Raw genomic sequence first — 16459 nt, 5'->3', positions numbered from 1 at the left:
CTCAGCGTTCCGGCCGCTGGACGAGGTCGACGAAGTCCTGTTCGTTGCGTTCGGCGAGCCACACGTACGCCCAGCCGACGGCGATGAGGAACGGGAAGGAGACCACCCCGAGCAGCAGCCAGGGCAGGTTGACCCCGAGCACGGTGACCCGGCCGACCGGGGGTGCGATGGCGAACAGCCAGGGCAGCCCGCCTAGCCCGACCAGCACCAGCAGGCTCAGTCGCAGGGCGAGGGTGAGTTGCGCCCGGACCAGGCCCCGCACCAGCGCCTCACCGACCCGGGTCTGTTGGGCCAGTTCGGTGCGGGTGTGGTCGGCCCGGGTGTCCCGGCGGGAGACGCCGGCCAGCACGATCCGTACCCGCCCGGTCGGCCGGGCGGCCGGTGGCCCGGGGTCCCGGGGTGTCGGTTCGGGCTCGTGGTGGGCGGTCACCCGGGCAGTCTCGCGGGCCCGGCCCGAATGTCAAGTGTCGTCCACCGGGGGGTGTGGACAACCTGTGGACAAGGCGGCCATCCTGTGGACGACAGCGACGGGCCGAGGATGCCGGTGGCATTTCGTGTGATTCGTCCTCACCGGAACGTCACCGGGCGGTCATCTGTATCGGCCTTGCCGGCATTGACCCGGGCCCCTACGCTGGGGCGGCCAATCCTTTCCTCTTCGAACACGGGGTCTCTATGCGCAAAATTCGCACTATCCTCGGCGTCACTCTCGCCGGAGCATGTGCACTGGCCGTGGTGCCGGGTACGGCCTCCGCGGCTCCCGTCTCCGCACCGCTGCAGAAGGCGGCGGCCCTCGACGACGTGACCGGTGCCTACTACCCGGTCGCCCCGGCCCGCCTGCTGGACACCCGTAACGGCACGGGTGCCCCGATCGGCAAGATCGGTGCCGGCAAGAAGGTCGACCTCCAGGTCGCCGGCCGTGGTGGCGTACCGGCCAGCGGCGTCGGCGCGGTCGTGCTGAACGTGACCGTCACCGGTCCCAGCGCCGCCAGCTTCCTCACCGCCTACCCGACCGGTGAGTCCCGCCCCACCGCCTCCTCGGTCAACTTCGCCAAGGGCTGGCTGGGCTCCAACAACGTCACCGTGAAGCTCGGCTCCGGTGGCAAGGTCTCGGTCTTCAACAACAGCGGCTCGACCGACGTGATCGTCGACGTGGTCGGCTTCTACGCGGGCGACAACAGCCTCACCAACCGTGCCGGCGGCCAGTACGAGTGGTACCTGCCGGAGCGCATGTGGGACAGCCGCGAGGACCCGGAGGGTAAGCCCCCGGCGGGTCAGGTGCTGGAATACTCGCTCGACTTCGGCGACGACTACAACCCGCACGTCAAGTCGTTCGTCTTCAACGTCACCGCGGTGTCGCCGGCCAAGTCCGGCTTCCTCACCGCGTGGTCCGGCAAGGGCGCCCGGCCGACCGCTTCGACGGTGAACTACCTCGCCGGCACGAACGTGCCCAACCTGACCTTCGTGCAGACCACCCCCTGCACCGGCAGTGAGCTGAACGGTTGGTGCACCACGGGTGCGCCGAAGTTCCACATCTACACCTCGCAGGCGGCGCACGTCCTGGTCGACCTGGTCGGTGTGGTCGACGACGGTGAGTCCCCGTACGGCATGCGGTTCGCGCCGCTGAGCCCGACCCGGATCGTGGACAGCCGCTCCAACCTGGGTATCTCCGGGGCCATCCCGGCCAACGGCACCCGTAAGGTCACCGCCCCGGGCGCGCTGGTCACGCCCGACACCGAGGTGCTGGCGATGAACGTCACCGCCGTCACCCCGACCAAGAACACGGTCATCACCACCTGGCCGGCCGACTTCGACGACATCGGCAAGCCCGCCACCAGCAACCTGAACCCGTACGCGGGCCAGGTCGTCTCCAACGGCGTGCTCGGCGTCATCGGCCCGGAGTACGCGTTCAACGTCAACAACCTGTCCGGCAGCACGCACCTGGTCGCCGACGTGGTGGGCACGTTCTACTACCCGCCGGCGTCCACGGCCAAGTCGGCCACGTCGCTGAAGGGCGGCAAGGCCAAGCCGAGCGCGGTCCCGGCCGCGAACCGGAGCTGACCGACAGCCACCCCGACGGCTGACCGTCAGTCGTCACCCGCAGAGCGCCCCGACCACCCGGTCGGGGCGCTCTCGCGTTTTCCGACGATGAATGGCAGGCGCCTGCCATGCAGGGTGAACGGGCTTCGGACACGGTGCCGGTCGTCGATCCGGTAAGGGCGCAATGCCCTTTCTTGGCATTCCGTCGATTCGGCCTTGCCGCTCGTGATCACCACCCATAGTGTGTGGTCCACAATCACTCTTCCTTCTTCACGGGGTATTCATGCGCATTTTTCGCGCTCTACTCGGCATGAGCATTGCCGGGGCCTGTGCGCTGGCCGTACTGCCGGGGATGGCGCTGGCCGCGCCCACCGCGCCGTACACGGTCCTCACCGTCGACGTCGGCGACCAGACCGGCGGCTATCCGATCTACCAGTCCGACGTCTTCGACCGCGACAACTCCACCATCTCCGTGGTCGCGCAGAGCAACGACCGGCTGGCCGTCGATACCACCCGGGCCGGCTCCTACGTGCGACTCAGCATCCAGCCGCCGGCCGGCGAGCAGTGGACCGCCGGTCAGACCTACCAGGCGACCTGGCAGGGCGACGGCGGCACCGCCGCCATGGACCTGGCCTCCGACGGGCGCGGCTGCGGCCACGTCTCCGGCTGGATCAAGGTCCGGCAGGCCGACCGGGACAGCGACACCGGCCGGGTCGACGCCTTCGCCGCCGCGTACGAGTACAGCTGCCGGGACAGCACCAACTACACCGGCACGGTCAGCGGTGAGCTGCGCTGGAACTCGTCCGTGGACTACGCGGTCGCGCACGGCGAGCCCAACCCGGTGAGCTTCAACTACCAGGAGATCGCGGTGCCCAGCGCGGCCCGGACGGTGACCTTCCGGTCCGTCGGCAGCGCGCCTGTCACGTTCGGGGCGGCCAGCCTGGGCGGCCCGACGCCCGGGGCGTTCGCGCTGCTCGGCTCGAACTGCACCGGTCGGACGCTGGCCCCGGGCCAGACCTGCACCGTCTCTGTCGCGGCCAACCCGACAAAGGAGGGGGTGCAGCAGGCGAGCCTGCTGCTCGCCGATGACAGCGCCTCCGGCACCCGCCGGGTGCAGTTGGCCGTGGAGGGCTTCCGGGGTGTCACCGGCAGCTACTACCCGCTGACGCCGAAGCGGTTGATGGACACCCGTTCCGGGCTGGGTGCGCCCAAGGCCAAGATCGGCCCGGGTAAGAAGGTCGACCTCCAGGTCACCGGTCGGGGCGGCGTGCCGAGCAGCGGTGTCGGCTCGGTCGTGCTGAACGTGACAGTCGTCGGCCCGACGGCGGGGAGCTTTCTGACTCTCTACCCTGCCGGCCAGAGCCGCCCCACCGCTTCCTCGATCAACTTCGCGAAGTCGTGGCTCGGCTCGAACAGCGTCACCGTTAAGGTGGGCTCGGGCGGCAAGGTGTCGGTCTACAACCACGCCGGGTCGACGGACGTCGTGGTCGACGTGGCGGGCGTCTGGGCGGGAAACAACTCGCTCTCCAGCCGGGGGCCGGGCGGCCAGTACCAGTGGATCAAGCCGTACCGCCTCTACGACACCCGGGACGACGGCGCTCCCCTGCCCGCCACCTACTACATGGAGAGTTGGCTCAGCTTCGGCAACGTCAACGCCAACATCCGGGCGCTCGTCGTCAACATCACCGCCGTCTCGCCCCGCAAGGCCGGCTACCTGACGGCCTGGACCGGGCAGGGGGACGTGCCCACCGCGTCCACGGTCAACTACCCGGCGGGCAAGGTGGTGCCGAACCTCGCGATCGTGGAGACGGTCGAGTGCACCGAGTGCGGTGGCAAGCGGGCCCCGCAGTTCGCGATCTACACCTCGCAGACCACCCACCTGGTGGTGGACGTGGTGGGCGTGATCGACGACGGCACGGTTCCGGACGGCCTGCGGTTCACGCCGATGTCGCCGACCCGGATCGCGGACAGCCGGATCGGCCAGGGCCTGCCGAGCGTGCTCGGGCCGACCGCGGTCGGCAAGGTCACCGCGCCGGCGAGCATGCTGACCCCCAGCACGCAGGTGCTCGCGATGAACGTCACCGCGGTCACCCCGACCAGCAACACCGTGCTCACGGTGTGGCCGGCCGACTCGGCGATGACCCGGCCCACGGCGAGCAACCTCAACCCGGCCGCCGGGCAGACGGTCTCCAACGCGGTGCTGGGCATCCTCGGCCCCACGCAGGGATTCAACGTCTACAACCACTCCGGTAACACACATGTGGTCGCCGATGTGGTCGGCACGCTCTGGGTCTACCCGGGCACGGCCACCCCGCCCACGGGCCGGGCCACGTCCCCCGGCAGCAGGTTCAAGGTGATCGACTCAGGCGTGGGTACCCACTCCCCGCGCTGACCCGCCCCAACGGCGAAGGGCGCCCCGGCCAGACCGGGGCGCCCTTCGCCGTCCCCAGGCCAGGGGGCTGAAGTCGCGGCCTCCCGGGCACTCCGTCACCGACGTCGCGTGTTCCGGGCCGGCAGTCACCGCGACCTCGCCGACAGCGCGGGTTATAGGGGTCGGCCGTCTCCGCGACCTCGCCGACAGCGCGACGATCAGGGCCGGCCGTGCGGTGGCGGCAGCGCGGGCCTGCTCAGCGGTTCCAGTCCTGTTTGGCGGCGCGGACCAGTTTGTCCTTCAGCTCCCGGGTGTGCCGGCGGCTCACCGGCAACTCGGCGGCGTCGATCAGCACCACGTACCCCGAGTTGACCAGGCGCAGCTCCGCGATCAGCCGCAACTGCACCAGGTACGACCGGTGGATGCGCACGAAACCCGCGTCCGCCCAACGTTCGGCGAGGGTGGCCAGCGACACCCGGACCAGGTGCGACCCGTCGGCGGTGTGCAGCCGGGCGTAGTCGCCCTGCGCCTCCACCCAGCGCACCGCCGAGCGGGGCAGCATCCGGGTCGTCCCGGCCAGCTCCACCGGGATGGTCGGGTCCTCCTCGGCGCGGGCCAGCGCCGCCGGATGCGACGGCACCACCCGGGAACCCATCACCCGGCGCAGCGACTCGGCGAGCCGTTCGGCGCGTACCGGCTTGCGGACGTAGTCGGTGGCGCCCAGGTCGAACGCGTCGACCGCCCCGTCGTCGTACGCGGTGACGAAGACGATCGCGGGCGGCCGGGCGAACCGGCGCAGCACCCGGGCCAACTCCATCCCGTCCAGTCCGGGCATCCGGATGTCGAGGAAGACCACGTCCACGTCGGTGTCCCGCAGCACCCGCAACGCCTCGGTGGCGTCCCCGGCCGTGTGCAGCCGGGCCACCCGGGGATCGGCCCGCAGGTGGTACGCCAACTCGTCGAGCGCCGGTGGTTCGTCGTCGACGGCCAGCACCCGCAGGAACCCGGACGCGTTCACCGTGCCGGCCCGCTCGTTCACGCGCCGGCCCGTACGCCCGGGTGGAACTTCGGAATCCGCAGGCTCACCTTCGTACCCGAGCCGGGGCCCGTCTCGACGACCAGGCCGAACCCGTCGCCGAAGACCGAGCGGAGCCGCTCGTCGACGTTGGACAGGCCGACGTGCTGGCCGGGGTCGTCGGTCGGGTCGCTGCCGGCCCGGGTCAGCTCGGCGATCCCTGCGGTCAGCGTGGCCGGGTCCATCCCCACTCCGTCGTCCTCCACCGTGATGTGACACTCGGCACCCGCGTCCCGGGCCTCGATGCTCACCATGCCGGTACCGGGCTTGCGCGACAACCCGTGCCGTACCGCGTTCTCCACCAACGGTTGCAGGCACAGGAACGGCAGGGTCACCGGCAGCACCTCCGGGGCGATCTGCAACCGCACCTGCAACCGGTCACCGAACCGGGCCCGTTCGATGGTCAGATAGCGGTCGATGGAACGCAACTCCTCGGCGAGGGTGGTGAACTCCCCGTGCGCCCGGAAGGAATACCTGGTGAACTCGGCGAACTCCAGGATCAGCTCCCGGGCCCGCTCCGGGTCGGTGCGCACGAACGACCCGATCGCGGTCAGCGCGTTGTAGATGAAGTGCGGGCTGATCTGTGCCCGCAACGCCCGGATCTCGGCGCGGGCCAGCCGCTCCCGCGACGAGTCCAGCTCGGCCAGCGAGAGCTGGTTGCCGGCCCAGTGCGCGGTCTCCAGGGTGGCCTGCACCAGGCCCGGCTCGGGTGGCCCGTCGGCCACCGCGACGAGTGCCCCGACCACCCGGCCGTCGGCTGACAGTGGCGCCACCACCGCCCCCCGGACCAGGCAGTCCACCCGGTCGCAGTGCAGCTCCGACTCGCCCAGCACCGTCGACCGGCCGGTTTCGGCCACCCGCCGGGCCGCCGCGAGCAGTTGGTCGCCGTGGTGCCCGCCGCGCCCGTCGAGGGCGAGCAGCGTGTCGGCGTCCGTCAACGCCAGCCCGGCCGCCCCCACCAACGCCCGCAGATGGCGTACGGCCTTCGCCGCGCCCGCCGGGTGCAGCCCGGTACGCAGTGGTTCGGCGGCCAGCCCGGCGGTGTGCAGCACCTCGTAGGTGGCCCGTTGGGTGGCGGTGGCGATGCCCCGTCGACCACGTAGCCGCAGCGCCGCCCAGAGCGCGGCGGCGAGCGCGGTCACCAGCGAGACGACGCCGACCACGGCGGAGAGGTTGCCACCCACCCCGCGATCCTGACCTGTCCGGGCCGCCACGCCAAGGGGTTCAGTACGCGCCCTTGCGGGCCAGCACCACACCGACCGTGCGCCACAGGATGCTCAGGTCGTACGCCAGCGACCAGTTGTCGACGTAGTAGAGGTCGAGCCGGACCGCCTCGTCCCAGGACAGGTCGGAGCGGCCGGAGACCTGCCACAGCCCGGTCATCCCGGGGCGGACCAGCAGCCGACGCCGTACGTCGCCGAGGAAGTCGCCGTCGTCGGCGGGCAGCGGACGCGGCCCCACCAGCGACATCTCCCCCCACAGCACGTTGATCAGCTGGGGCAGCTCGTCCAGCGAGGAGGCCCGCAGGAAACGGCCCACCGGGAACACCCGGGGGTCCTGCTTCATCTTGAACAACATGCCGTCGGTCTCGTTCTGGTCGACCAGGCCGGCCAGTCGTTCCTCGGCGTTGACGTACATGGTGCGGAACTTCCAGACCCGGAAGGTCCGCCCCTCGTGGCCGACCCGGGGCTGGCGGAAGAAGACCGGCCCGGGGTCGGAGAGCCGGATGGCCAGCCCGACGGCGAGGAAGACCGGCACCAGCAGCAGCAGGCCCAGCCCGGCGGCGACCCGGTCCATCAGGTTCTTGGCCAGCAGCGCCGGCCCGGACAGGGTCGGCTCCTCCACGTGCAGCAGCGGCAGGCCCTCGATCGGGCGGATGTGCACCCGGGGGCCGGCGATGTCGGTGAGCTGCGGGGCGACCACCAGGTCGACACCGGAGCCTTCCAGCTGCCAGGCCAGCCGGCGCAGCTCACCCGGCTCGGCGCTGGCCGAGCCGCAGACCGCGATGGTGTCCCCGCCGACCTCCCGGACCAGGGCCAGCACGTCCCGCCCGGCGTACACCGGGACGGGGGTCTCGATGCCCCGGGCGGCGGCGTACCCGTCGGTGATGTGGATGGCCACCGGTACCAGGCCGGCGCTCGGGTTGCGGGTGACCGCGATGTAGACCTCCAGGCACTCCGGCAGGGTGCCCACCAGCACCATCCGGTGCCCGGCGTGCCCGGCCCGACCCCGGATGCGGTGCAGCACGAACCGCGCGGTGATCCGGAAGAGGAGGACCAGCACCAACGCCCCGGCGAGGGCGAACCCCACCGTGTAACGCGAGAGGTCGGTCTTGGTGGCGAACGCGACGAACGAGACGGTCGCGGCGACCGCGACACCACCCCGGATGACCCGCTTGTATTCCTCCGGGCCGAGGCCGAGGTAGCGCCGGTCGTAGGCCCGGTTGCCCCAGAGGGCCACCAACCAGCCGAGCGGCACCAGCAGGAAGACCACCGTGTAGAACCAGGTCGGGTCCGCCTGCGCGTTGTAGAAGCCCGCGCGTGCCTGGCCGAATGCCTCCTGGGCGACCCAGTCCGCCAACACCACGGCGGCGAAGTCGAGCAGCAGTAGCGCGGCGATGTACGGGCGGTGCCAGCGGGACACCCGGCGTCGGGCGCGAGCCCAGGCCGACCGGGGCACCCCGTTGTGTGACGGCGGTGTCGGCGGCTGGATCTCGAAGCTGTCCACGTGCCGCACGAGTCTGCTCCGGCCTGTGTTGGTTACCGGGCGCTGGAGGCTTGTCGTCACCTCAACCCATGTCCTCCCGCATGACACGCGCCGCTCACTCGCCGTGAGGGGCCCGGGTCGCCCACCGTTCCAGTCTCCCACGCTGGCGGCGGGTCAAACGCGGAGCCGGGGGGCTTTGCGTCTGGGGTCGCCAACGAGGAACCGGCCGACTTCACGTCAGTTTTCGAAGCCGGGGACCGAGCCACTATACCGATGGACGGCCACCGGGGTAGAGCGCGGACGGGGAGGTTCCACGCGCCGCAGGCGATACCTCTCCGTAACAATGGCGGGTTGTGACTCAGCGTACGAGGCGGGACAACCGACGGTCAGCGAGCGGTTTGCCGCCGGTCTGACACGTCGGGCAGTACTGGAGGCTGGAGTCGGCGAACGACACTTCCCGTACCGTGTCGCCACAGACCGGGCAGGGCAGCCCGGTGCGGGCGTGCACCTTCAGTCCGGAGCGCTTCTCGCCTTTCAGCTCCGCCGCCCGGTGCCCGGCGGAGCGGCGTACCGCCTCGCCGAGCACCGCCCGGGTGGCCGCGTGCAGGGTGGTGAGCTGGTCGTCGGTGAGCCGGTCGGTGATCGCGAACGGGGACAGCTTCGCCGCGTGCAGGATCTCGTCGGAGTACGCGTTGCCGACCCCGGCCAGCACCGCCTGGTCGGTCAGCACCCCCTTGACCTGCCCCCGTCGGCTGCGTAGCCGTTCGGTGAAGGTGGCCAGGTCGGCGTCGAGCGCGTCCGGCCCGAGCTTGGCGACCCCGGGGACCTGCGCCGGGTCGGTCACCAGGTAGGCGGCGAGCTTCTTCTGGGTGCCCGCCTCGGTGAGGTCGAACCCGGAGCCGTCGTCGAGGCGTACCCGCAGGGCGATCGGACCTTTGCCGGGGCGCAGCGGAGTGGTCGACGGGAACGCCTCGCGGTAGTGCAGCCAGCCGGCGCGGGCCAGGTGCACGACCAGGTGCAGGTCACCGTCGAAGATCACGTCGAGGTACTTGCCGTGTCGCCGGGCGTCCACGACCGCCTGGCCCGACACCGCCGTGGGCGCCGGGTCGTACGTCTTGAGGGCGTTGATCGCGGCGACCTCGACCCGGTCGACGCGTCGCCCCACGGCACGCTCACGTAGGTAGCCGGCGAGCGCTTCCACCTCCGGTAGTTCGGGCATCACATCACGGTAGCCTTCCTTCCCGTGAGAATCGTGGTGGCGCACAACCGGTACCGGGAAGCCCAGCCGTCGGGTGAGAACACGATGGTGGACTCGGAGATCGGGCAGCTCACCGCCGCCGGGGTCGAGGTGTTGCCGTTCATCCGCAGCTCGGATGAGATCCCGTCGATGCCGAAGTCGGCCAAGGCGCTGCTGCCGATCTCACCGATTTACGCCCCGCGCGCCCAGCAGGAGCTGTCCCGGCTGCTCACCGAGCACCGGCCGGACGTGCTGCACCTGCACAACCCGTACCCGCTGCTGTCGCCGTGGGTGGTGCGGACCGCGCACAAGCACGGGGTGCCGGTGGTGCAGACGGTGCACAACTACCGGCAGGTCTGCTCGTCGGGGATCTATTTCCGCGACGGCGTCATCTGCCAGGACTGCAAGGGCCGGGTGCTGGCCGTGCCGTCGATCGTGCACCGCTGCTACCGCGACTCGCGGGCGCAGAGCGCGCTGATGGCGGCCACCCTGGCCGTGCACCGGGGCACCTGGCGTTCGGTGGACCGGTTCATCGCGCTCACCTCGGCCATCGCCGACCACCTGACCGACTACGGCATCCCGGCCGAGCGGATCGTGGTCAAGCCCAACGCGGTGCCCGACCCGGGTGCACCTACCCCGCTCGGCGACGGCTTTCTCTTCCTGGCCCGGCTGACCCCGGAGAAGGGTGTCGACCTGCTGTTGGACGCGTGGCGGCGGCACCCGGTGGGCAGCCTCGGCACGCTGCGGGTGGCCGGTGACGGTGAGCTGCGCCCGCTGGTCGAGGCCGCCGCCGCCGAGCGCGCCGACGTCGTCTACCTGGGCCAACTCGACCGGGACGGGGTACGCGCCGCCGTCGAGGCGAGTGCCGTGGTGATCGCCGCCTCGATGTGGCACGACGTGCTGCCCACCGTGATCATCGAGGCGTTGGCCAGTGGACGGCCGGTGCTCGGTACCGCGCTCGGCGGCATCCCGTACCTGGTCGGCGCGGACGCCCCGCACGAGCCCGCCGGCACCGGCCCGGCCGCGGTCGCCTCGGCGGTCGCCGGTCACGCCCCGCCGCCGGCCGGTCCGCCGGCGGTCCCGGCCGGTCTGGTCGGCGGCACCGCCGGCTGGGTGGTCCCGCCGGACCCGGCCGCGCTGGCCGCCGCGCTTCCGGTCGCGCGGGCCGGTGCCGCGCTGCTGTCCGCCCCGGCCCGGCTGCGGTACGAGCAGACTTTCCATCCGGACGTGGTCCTCAAGCGGCACCTGGCCATCTACGCCTCCCTCACCCGCGCCAACTGACTCCGATCGCGCGGCGTGCAGGCAAGCGGCCAGCCGTGTAGGTACAATGATGGCGTTGTCGGCACAAGGGAGGCGTGTTGTGAGCACCGTTTCCGTGCGTGAGTTCTCCTACAACCCGAGCGCGATGTTCGCCCGGGTCGAGCGGGGCGAGTCGATCGAGGTGACGCGGCACGGCAGCGTGATCGCCGTCCTGCTGCCGGGTTCAGGGACACTCGGCAGATACGCGTCCCTGGTGGCCAAAGGCGCGATCCGCCTCAAGGCGACCACCACGAGCGATCTCGATCGGTTGCCCCGTTACGACGTGCCGTCCGACGTGTCGCCTCTCGATCTGCTCCTGGCAGACCGTGAGGACGATGATCGGTGATCTACCTCGACTCGTCCGCCTTGATCACGCTGCTCTCCGGCCGCACCCACGTGACGCAGCTGAAGGAGTTTCTGGCAGACCGGGCCGGCATGCCGATGGCGACCAGCTCTGTCGGGTTCGTCGAGACGGTACGCACCCTCGACCGGATCGGAGACTATCCGGACGCCATGCAGATGCTGGCTCGTAACTTCACCGAGATCCTGTTGACCGAGGAGGTCCGGGATTCCGCAGCAGCGCTTCCTGCCGGGATTCGAACATTGGACGCATTGCACGTGGCAAGCGCCCAGATCCTTGGCGATGCGCTCGACGTGCTGGTCACATACGACAAGCGGATGGCGGATATCGCCGCCTCGGTGGGCCTGCCGGTGGCGGCTCCCGGCACCGATTAGCCAGCCTGCATTCCTGGCCGGGCGGAGCCGGCTTGCCGGCCAGGGTTTTCCCGGCAGGCAGCGGCGGCGGCGAGGACGTCGCGGGCGGCGGCCGACACCCGGCAGTCCGCGACCCGGCAGACCCGGCAGCGGCCATCCGGTCGGGCCGGTGGTCGCGGAGGACCGCGCGGGCGGTGAGGATCAGCCGGTTGCGGATCTGCACCAGCGACAGGTGCGGCGCGGTCATGGTCAGGTCACCCCGAGGGCGGCGGCGAGCGTGACGATCGTGGCCGGGGCGTGCGGGGCGCGGGCCACCTGGCCGAGCACTTCCCGGGCGGCGGGCCGGTGGCGTACCTCGGCGGGTGCCATCCGGTCGGCGTCGGCCAGCACCCGGCCGGCGTTGGTCGGGTCGTCGGCCTGGAGGTAGGCGCGGGCCGCATCGACCAGGTGCGCCGCCCGGTGCTCCAGTGGCAGCCACCGCCAGGCGTCCCGCCGGGTCGTCTGCTCGTGCCAGGCCACCGCCTCACCCGCGTGGCCCAGCTCCAGGGCGGCGGCGGTACGGGCGAGGTCGACCGCCGTCGGCCCGAACGCCGTCCGGTGGTGGTCGTGGCCCTCACCGACCTGCGCGGCCATCCCGGCGGCCTCGTCGAGGAGGTCGGCGACGGCCCGGTCGTCACCCAGGCGGGCCGCCCCCAGCGCGGCCTGCACCAGCAGCGCCCCGCACAACGACAACTCACCGGGGCCACCATCGCCGGGTCCGAGCAGGGCGATCCGGTACGCGCCAGCGAGCGCCGCCGACTGCGCCGCCCGGGCCCGCCCCGACGCGCGGAACACCTGGCCGAGCTGCACCGTGGCGGCGGCCACCAGCAGGGGATCGCCGGCACCGGTGGCCATGGACCGATCGGCGGCCAGCCAGCCCAGGTCGGCCTCGCCGAGCTTCACCAGCAGCGCGGCGGCGAGCCGGTACACCTCCACCAGCAGCGGGCGGCTCCGCTCGTGATCGTCGGCGGCGACCCGTTGCACGCCGGCCAGCAGACCAGGCAGGACGGTGGTCACCTGCGGGTACCGGGCATGCTGGAACAGCACCCAGGCGTGCCCGACGTCCCGCACCACTCGGTCGGCCGGCGCCGCCGGGCGGGTCGCCGGGCGACCGAGCGCTATGTCGTACGTCGACAGGGCCTCCCGGATCCGCTCCACCCCTTCGATCCGGGCGGTCGTCGTGGCGGGTCGGGCGTCCCGGCCGAGCAGCACGGCGGTGTCGATTCTCAGCACGGCGGCGATGTCCCGCAACGTCGACATTTTGTCCAGCGACCGGACACCCCGCTCGACCTTGTCGACCCACGATTTCGACCGGCCGAGCCGATCGGCGAACACCTGCTGCGACAGTTTCCGCCGCCCCCGCCAGTACGCCACCCGCCGGCCGACCGGCAGCAGCTCACTGCTGTCCACGACGCCACCGCCGGTCCGGCACCGCCCGGGTGGTCTCCTCGGCCGGTATCCGCTCCGCCTCGGCCTGGGCGAGGATCCGTTGCCGGGCCGCCTCGCGTTCCGCCGCCTGGATCTGCTCGCCCCGGTCGTCGTGGTCGGGCCCGCGCCGTGCCGTCACGACCAGCACCCCGCCCGGTATTCCCCCGCCAGCGTCAACAGCGGCCGTTCCGGCAGGTCGGGCACCCGCGCCACCCCTGTCACCCGGTACGCCGCGACGCGCTCGGCGTGGTTCGTCGCCGGCCGGAGCCGGTCGAGCGGGTTCACCCGACGACGCCCGAACGGCCAGAGCTTCGCCAGCAGACCAGAGCGCGTCAGATGCTTCGCATGCCGAGCCATGGGGGGACCTCCGAGTCGTAGTTGCTTCCATACAGAGAGTGGCAAAGGCGATCGGCGAAGTCTAGACTTCCATGGAAACTTTCCATGGAGGAACAGGGCTCGCCTTGCGCTCCTTGATCTCGGAGATGGAGGGGAGAACACTGACGGTGTTCGCAACCCTGGAGGTAGACGTGGCGAGGGCAAGCGGGCCGACGATCGCGCGATGGCAGCTCGGCCGAGAGTTGCACCGGCTCCGTGAGGCTGCCGGTGTCTCGCACAAGGAGATCGCAACCGAGCTGGGCTGCTCGGAGTCGAAGATTTACAAGATCGAATCAGGGGTGGTCGGCGTCAGTCGGCCTGACGTGATCGTCATGCTCACCCGCTACGGCGTCAGTGACGACCGGATACGGCAAACCGCACTTGACCTTCAGCGCCAAGGCAAGGAGCGCGGCTGGTGGGCGAAGTTCGGCCAACTCCCGAACCCGTACAGCATGTACATCGGGCTGGAGTCCGCAGCGACGGCAGTCCGGAACTTCGAGCTGGCCGTCGTGCCAGGACTGCTTCAGACCGAGGCATACGCCTATGCGATCGTCAGCGCCGCCTGGCCGGGTCAGAGCGAGGAAGTGCGTCGTCGGGTCGAGGTGCGGATGACCAGGCAGGATCACCTGATCGAAGAGCCAGCGCTGAAGTTCTGGGGCATCGTGGACGAAGGCGTGCTGCGTCGTCAGACCGGCGGTCCGGACGTGATGCGCGCCCAACTCCGTCACCTCATCGAGATGAGCGAGCGGCCGAACATCGAGCTTCAGGTGCTGCCGTTCGGCGAGGGCTGGCACCCCGGCACCGTGGGCTCCTTCTCGATCTTGGAGTTTCCCGAGGACATCCACAGCCCAGTCGTCTACGTGGTGAGCCAGGCGGGAGACGCCTATCTCGAACGCGAGGATGACTTGCGACGCGTTACGCTGGCGTATACGCACCTGCACGCGGCAGCGCTCAGCGTCAGCAAGTCCCGAGACCTGATCGCCGCCGTAGTGAAGGACATGACGTAGGGGGAGACGCGGTAATGGACCGTTCACGCGGCGTGTGGCGTAAGAGCAGCCGAAGCGACGCCAACGGTCAGTGCGTCGAGGTGGCCGACCTCCGCAACGGAGTGGCCGTCCGGGACAGCAAGGACAAGTCCGGCCCCACCCTCGCCTTCGACACCCACGGCTGGCGCACCTTCGTCGACTCCCTCAAGAGCAACTGACGTTGCCCGTCGTATCGACTGCGACAGTAACCTGCCCCGGCTCCTGTCTCGGGAGTCCGGAGCACGCTGCGGTGGGGACGAACAGCCGTCCGAGAGCTGAGCGGCCAAACCCGTGGGCTGAAGTAGCGGTATTCCTGCACGGTTGACACCCCAACTTCGCCCCAACTGAGTCAATCAAGGTGGGTGCGGCGGTCGAAGACGCCCAAGAACATCTGGGCCTGACCTGGGTTTACGGACTTCCCGCTTCCGTACCACCTACGAGACGTCGAAGAGCCGGCGGCCGTCGTACTCGGCGAAGTCGGCGTAGTCCTTGTCGTTGAAGGTCGCCAGCGGCAGCCGATCGACGAGACAGCACGCCGCGATCCAGGAGTCATTCGTCGGCCGGGGCCGCCCGCGATGCTGCGCCCGAGCCTGAAGATGGCCCCAGGTCGTCGCTACCGCCTCGTCGAAGGGGAGCAGCACCACGCCGGACCGCCACTGCGCGAGGTCGGCCAGCTTGCGTGGCCCCCAACTCCTCATCGCAGTCCACTTGGTCAGCTCCCCGAGCGTGACGAAGGTGATGCACAGGGTCTTACCCACCAGTCGGGTGCGGAGCCTGTCGTGTAGCCGGCCGCGCAGAATGGCCGATGCGACGTCAGTGTCCAGGACTACCAGGCTCACGCGGCGTTGGCCCGGCGGGAGGCATAAAGATCAGCGAGAAAGTCGTCCAGCTCGTCGTCGGACTCGAACAGGCCCGGCCGTGCGAGGTCGTCGACGGAGGCGATCGGCCGGACACCCTGGCGACGGGCAATCTCCTCGGCCGGTACGTGCTCAGCGGTCGGCCACTCAGGCATCTGCTCGGCGCTGCTCGACATCCCGGCTCACCTCCTGTGTCTTGGATCGTCGCCTATTCTCGCACCTCCGACGTCCAGGCGTCCGCATGTCACGGCCAACTGTCAGTCGTCTTCCGTCATACTCTCCGCGCGGCTGTGACCTGGCCTGTTGTCGTGGGCGACAAGCTGGCTGCCCGCTCGCTGGGGGCGTCGGTGCCAGCGACGGCGACGGGCCGCGCACGCCCACCTCGGTGCGTGCGCGGCCCGCCTCGGCAGGGGCTGAGCTTTCGATGCCTGAAGAGCGTCGGCCCTACTTGTAGACGATGTTCGACGACGTGTACTTGCAGTACGTACCGTCGGGGCCGCTGCCGGTCTTGACCGGCTCGGCACCGGAGCTGTTGCCCGTGTAGCGGTCGCAGATGGAGATCTTCCTGCTGCTGTCGCCGTAGATGGTGATGCCCGAGAACGTCGCGGTGTCGCCGTAGTTGGTGTTGATGCCGGCGAGCACCTTGCCGGGGGCGGTCACGGTGACGTTCTGGATGACGACGGTCCGCTTGTACTGGGTCGAGCAGTTGCCGCACGACCGGTACAGCTTGCCGAAGTTGCTGACGTCGAAGTTCTTGATGGTCAGCTTGCCGCCGCCGTTGTGCTGGAACACCTTGTCGGAGGCGGACCGGGCACCGCCGCCGTCGACCGTGTAGTTCGCCGACGAGCCGCCCTTGAAGGTGGCGGCGTCCTCGCCGACGTCCTCCCACCACACGTTGATCAGCGTGCAGGTGCCCTTGCAGTGGATGCCGTCGGCGGCCGGCGAACCGATGATCACGTTTTTGATCGTCGCGCCGTCGGCCAGCTCGAAGATCGGCTTCTGGCTCTCGCTCTGGCCGCCGTCGCCCATCGCGCCGCCGGCCTTGTAGCGCACCAGGCCGTAGTCCTTGGTGCCGCTGACCGACTGGGTGGTGGTGACGGTGGTGGTGCTCTTGGCGGTGGGCCAGGTGGCGGCCTGGGCGCCGGTCTGGGTGACGACCAGGCCGGCGGCGACCAGCCCTACGGTGGCGAACGGCAGCAGGGCGACCTGCCAGCGTCGGCGGCGCGACGTCGCGCCGTTCTCACGTGTGCTCACGTGTCCTCCGAGACGGGTGATGGGACGGGGTGGTGGCGGACA

The 16459-nt window shown here is 70.5% G+C and carries 18 protein-coding genes; 7 read left to right on the top strand and 11 right to left on the bottom strand.

The features are described 5' to 3' along the window. Position 1: 1 nt before the first annotated feature. Positions 2 to 430, bottom strand: a complete 429-nt coding sequence (locus ACQP2H_RS31100) for a hypothetical protein (RefSeq protein WP_374197537.1) — start codon at positions 428 to 430, stop codon at positions 2 to 4. Between the two features lie 302 nt (positions 431 to 732). Between ACQP2H_RS31100 and ACQP2H_RS31095 the strand changes: the two genes are divergently transcribed. Both ACQP2H_RS31095 and ACQP2H_RS31090 read left to right on the top strand, forming a co-directional pair. Beyond that, positions 733 to 2058 (top strand): hypothetical protein, encoded by a 1326-nt coding sequence (locus ACQP2H_RS31095; RefSeq protein ID WP_433230159.1) that lies wholly within the window; start codon positions 733 to 735, stop codon positions 2056 to 2058. A gap of 289 nt (positions 2059 to 2347) precedes the next feature. After that, positions 2348 to 4429 (top strand): choice-of-anchor D domain-containing protein, encoded by a 2082-nt coding sequence (locus tag ACQP2H_RS31090; protein WP_219465298.1) that lies wholly within the window; start codon positions 2348 to 2350, stop codon positions 4427 to 4429. A 235-nt stretch (positions 4430 to 4664) separates the two neighbouring features. Here the strand turns inward: ACQP2H_RS31090 and ACQP2H_RS31085 are convergent, their stop codons facing one another. The 4 genes from ACQP2H_RS31085 to ACQP2H_RS31070 all read right to left on the bottom strand — a co-directional run bounded on the left by ACQP2H_RS31085 (position 4665) and on the right by ACQP2H_RS31070 (position 9408). Next, entirely contained in the window at positions 4665 to 5426 is a 762-nt protein-coding gene (locus ACQP2H_RS31085) for a LytR/AlgR family response regulator transcription factor (protein ID WP_088643667.1), read from the bottom strand. A 17-nt stretch (positions 5427 to 5443) separates the two neighbouring features. Then, entirely contained in the window at positions 5444 to 6667 is a 1224-nt protein-coding gene (locus tag ACQP2H_RS31080) for a sensor histidine kinase (RefSeq protein ID WP_208565080.1), read from the bottom strand. Positions 6668 to 6707: 40 nt separating this feature from the next. Next, positions 6708 to 8219 carry a sugar transferase gene (locus ACQP2H_RS31075; protein WP_219465297.1) on the bottom strand — a complete coding sequence of 504 codons (1512 nt, stop codon included), beginning with the start codon at positions 8217 to 8219 and terminating at the stop codon, positions 6708 to 6710. Between the two features lie 328 nt (positions 8220 to 8547). Continuing rightward, positions 8548 to 9408, bottom strand: a complete 861-nt coding sequence (locus tag ACQP2H_RS31070) for an Fpg/Nei family DNA glycosylase (protein WP_219465296.1) — start codon at positions 9406 to 9408, stop codon at positions 8548 to 8550. 24 nt (positions 9409 to 9432) lie between these two features. Here ACQP2H_RS31070 and ACQP2H_RS31065 point away from each other — a divergent pair, with 24 nt between their 5' ends. The 3 genes from ACQP2H_RS31065 (at position 9433) to ACQP2H_RS31055 (ending at position 11460) form a co-directional block, all read left to right on the top strand. Beyond that, positions 9433 to 10707: a glycosyltransferase gene (locus ACQP2H_RS31065; protein WP_433230154.1), complete on the top strand. Its 1275-nt coding sequence runs from the start codon at positions 9433 to 9435 to the stop codon at positions 10705 to 10707. A 79-nt stretch (positions 10708 to 10786) separates the two neighbouring features. Continuing rightward, complete coding sequence (locus tag ACQP2H_RS31060; RefSeq protein ID WP_308290950.1) at positions 10787 to 11071, top strand: type II toxin-antitoxin system Phd/YefM family antitoxin; 285 nt, start codon at positions 10787 to 10789, stop codon at positions 11069 to 11071. Then, positions 11068 to 11460, top strand: a complete 393-nt coding sequence (locus ACQP2H_RS31055; protein ID WP_219465291.1) for a type II toxin-antitoxin system VapC family toxin — start codon at positions 11068 to 11070, stop codon at positions 11458 to 11460. The genes ACQP2H_RS31060 and ACQP2H_RS31055 overlap by 4 nt, the downstream gene beginning before the upstream one ends. A gap of 228 nt (positions 11461 to 11688) precedes the next feature. Here the strand turns inward: ACQP2H_RS31055 and ACQP2H_RS31050 are convergent, their stop codons facing one another. From ACQP2H_RS31050 to ACQP2H_RS31040, 3 genes are read right to left on the bottom strand one after another with little or no spacing between them, the layout of a single operon-like run. Beyond that, on the bottom strand, positions 11689 to 12888 hold the full coding sequence (locus ACQP2H_RS31050; protein ID WP_433230151.1) for a helix-turn-helix domain-containing protein: 1200 nt from the start codon (positions 12886 to 12888) through the stop codon (positions 11689 to 11691). After that, positions 12875 to 13045 (bottom strand): hypothetical protein, encoded by a 171-nt coding sequence (locus ACQP2H_RS31045; RefSeq protein WP_219465289.1) that lies wholly within the window; start codon positions 13043 to 13045, stop codon positions 12875 to 12877. Before ACQP2H_RS31045 ends, ACQP2H_RS31050 begins: the two co-directional genes overlap by 14 nt. Further along, positions 13042 to 13263 (bottom strand): hypothetical protein, encoded by a 222-nt coding sequence (locus tag ACQP2H_RS31040; protein ID WP_219465286.1) that lies wholly within the window; start codon positions 13261 to 13263, stop codon positions 13042 to 13044. Before ACQP2H_RS31040 ends, ACQP2H_RS31045 begins: the two co-directional genes overlap by 4 nt. Before the next feature lie 146 nt (positions 13264 to 13409). Here ACQP2H_RS31040 and ACQP2H_RS31035 point away from each other — a divergent pair, with 146 nt between their 5' ends. Both ACQP2H_RS31035 and ACQP2H_RS31030 read left to right on the top strand, forming a co-directional pair. Next, positions 13410 to 14288 carry a helix-turn-helix domain-containing protein gene (locus ACQP2H_RS31035; RefSeq protein ID WP_308290948.1) on the top strand — a complete coding sequence of 293 codons (879 nt, stop codon included), beginning with the start codon at positions 13410 to 13412 and terminating at the stop codon, positions 14286 to 14288. Positions 14289 to 14302: 14 nt separating this feature from the next. After that, positions 14303 to 14485, top strand: a complete 183-nt coding sequence (locus tag ACQP2H_RS31030; protein ID WP_219465284.1) for a DUF397 domain-containing protein — start codon at positions 14303 to 14305, stop codon at positions 14483 to 14485. A 255-nt stretch (positions 14486 to 14740) separates the two neighbouring features. Here ACQP2H_RS31030 and ACQP2H_RS31025 read toward each other — a convergent pair whose 3' ends face one another. The 3 genes from ACQP2H_RS31025 to ACQP2H_RS31015 form a co-directional block, all read right to left on the bottom strand. Then, positions 14741 to 15145 carry a type II toxin-antitoxin system VapC family toxin gene (locus ACQP2H_RS31025; protein ID WP_219465282.1) on the bottom strand — a complete coding sequence of 135 codons (405 nt, stop codon included), beginning with the start codon at positions 15143 to 15145 and terminating at the stop codon, positions 14741 to 14743. Further along, positions 15142 to 15339, bottom strand: a complete 198-nt coding sequence (locus tag ACQP2H_RS31020; RefSeq protein ID WP_088642370.1) for a hypothetical protein — start codon at positions 15337 to 15339, stop codon at positions 15142 to 15144. The genes ACQP2H_RS31025 and ACQP2H_RS31020 overlap by 4 nt, the downstream gene beginning before the upstream one ends. A 268-nt stretch (positions 15340 to 15607) precedes the next feature. After that, on the bottom strand, positions 15608 to 16417 hold the full coding sequence (locus tag ACQP2H_RS31015; RefSeq protein ID WP_219465280.1) for a pectate lyase: 810 nt from the start codon (positions 16415 to 16417) through the stop codon (positions 15608 to 15610). Between the last annotated feature and the right edge of the window lie 42 nt (positions 16418 to 16459).

The organism is Micromonospora sp. CA-248260, assembly GCF_050942205.1.
Taxonomy (GTDB): Bacteria; Actinomycetota; Actinomycetes; order Mycobacteriales; family Micromonosporaceae; genus Micromonospora; species Micromonospora antibiotica.
The sequence above is the reverse complement of the archived record's forward strand: the minus strand, read 5'-3'. Positions and strand labels throughout refer to the sequence as shown.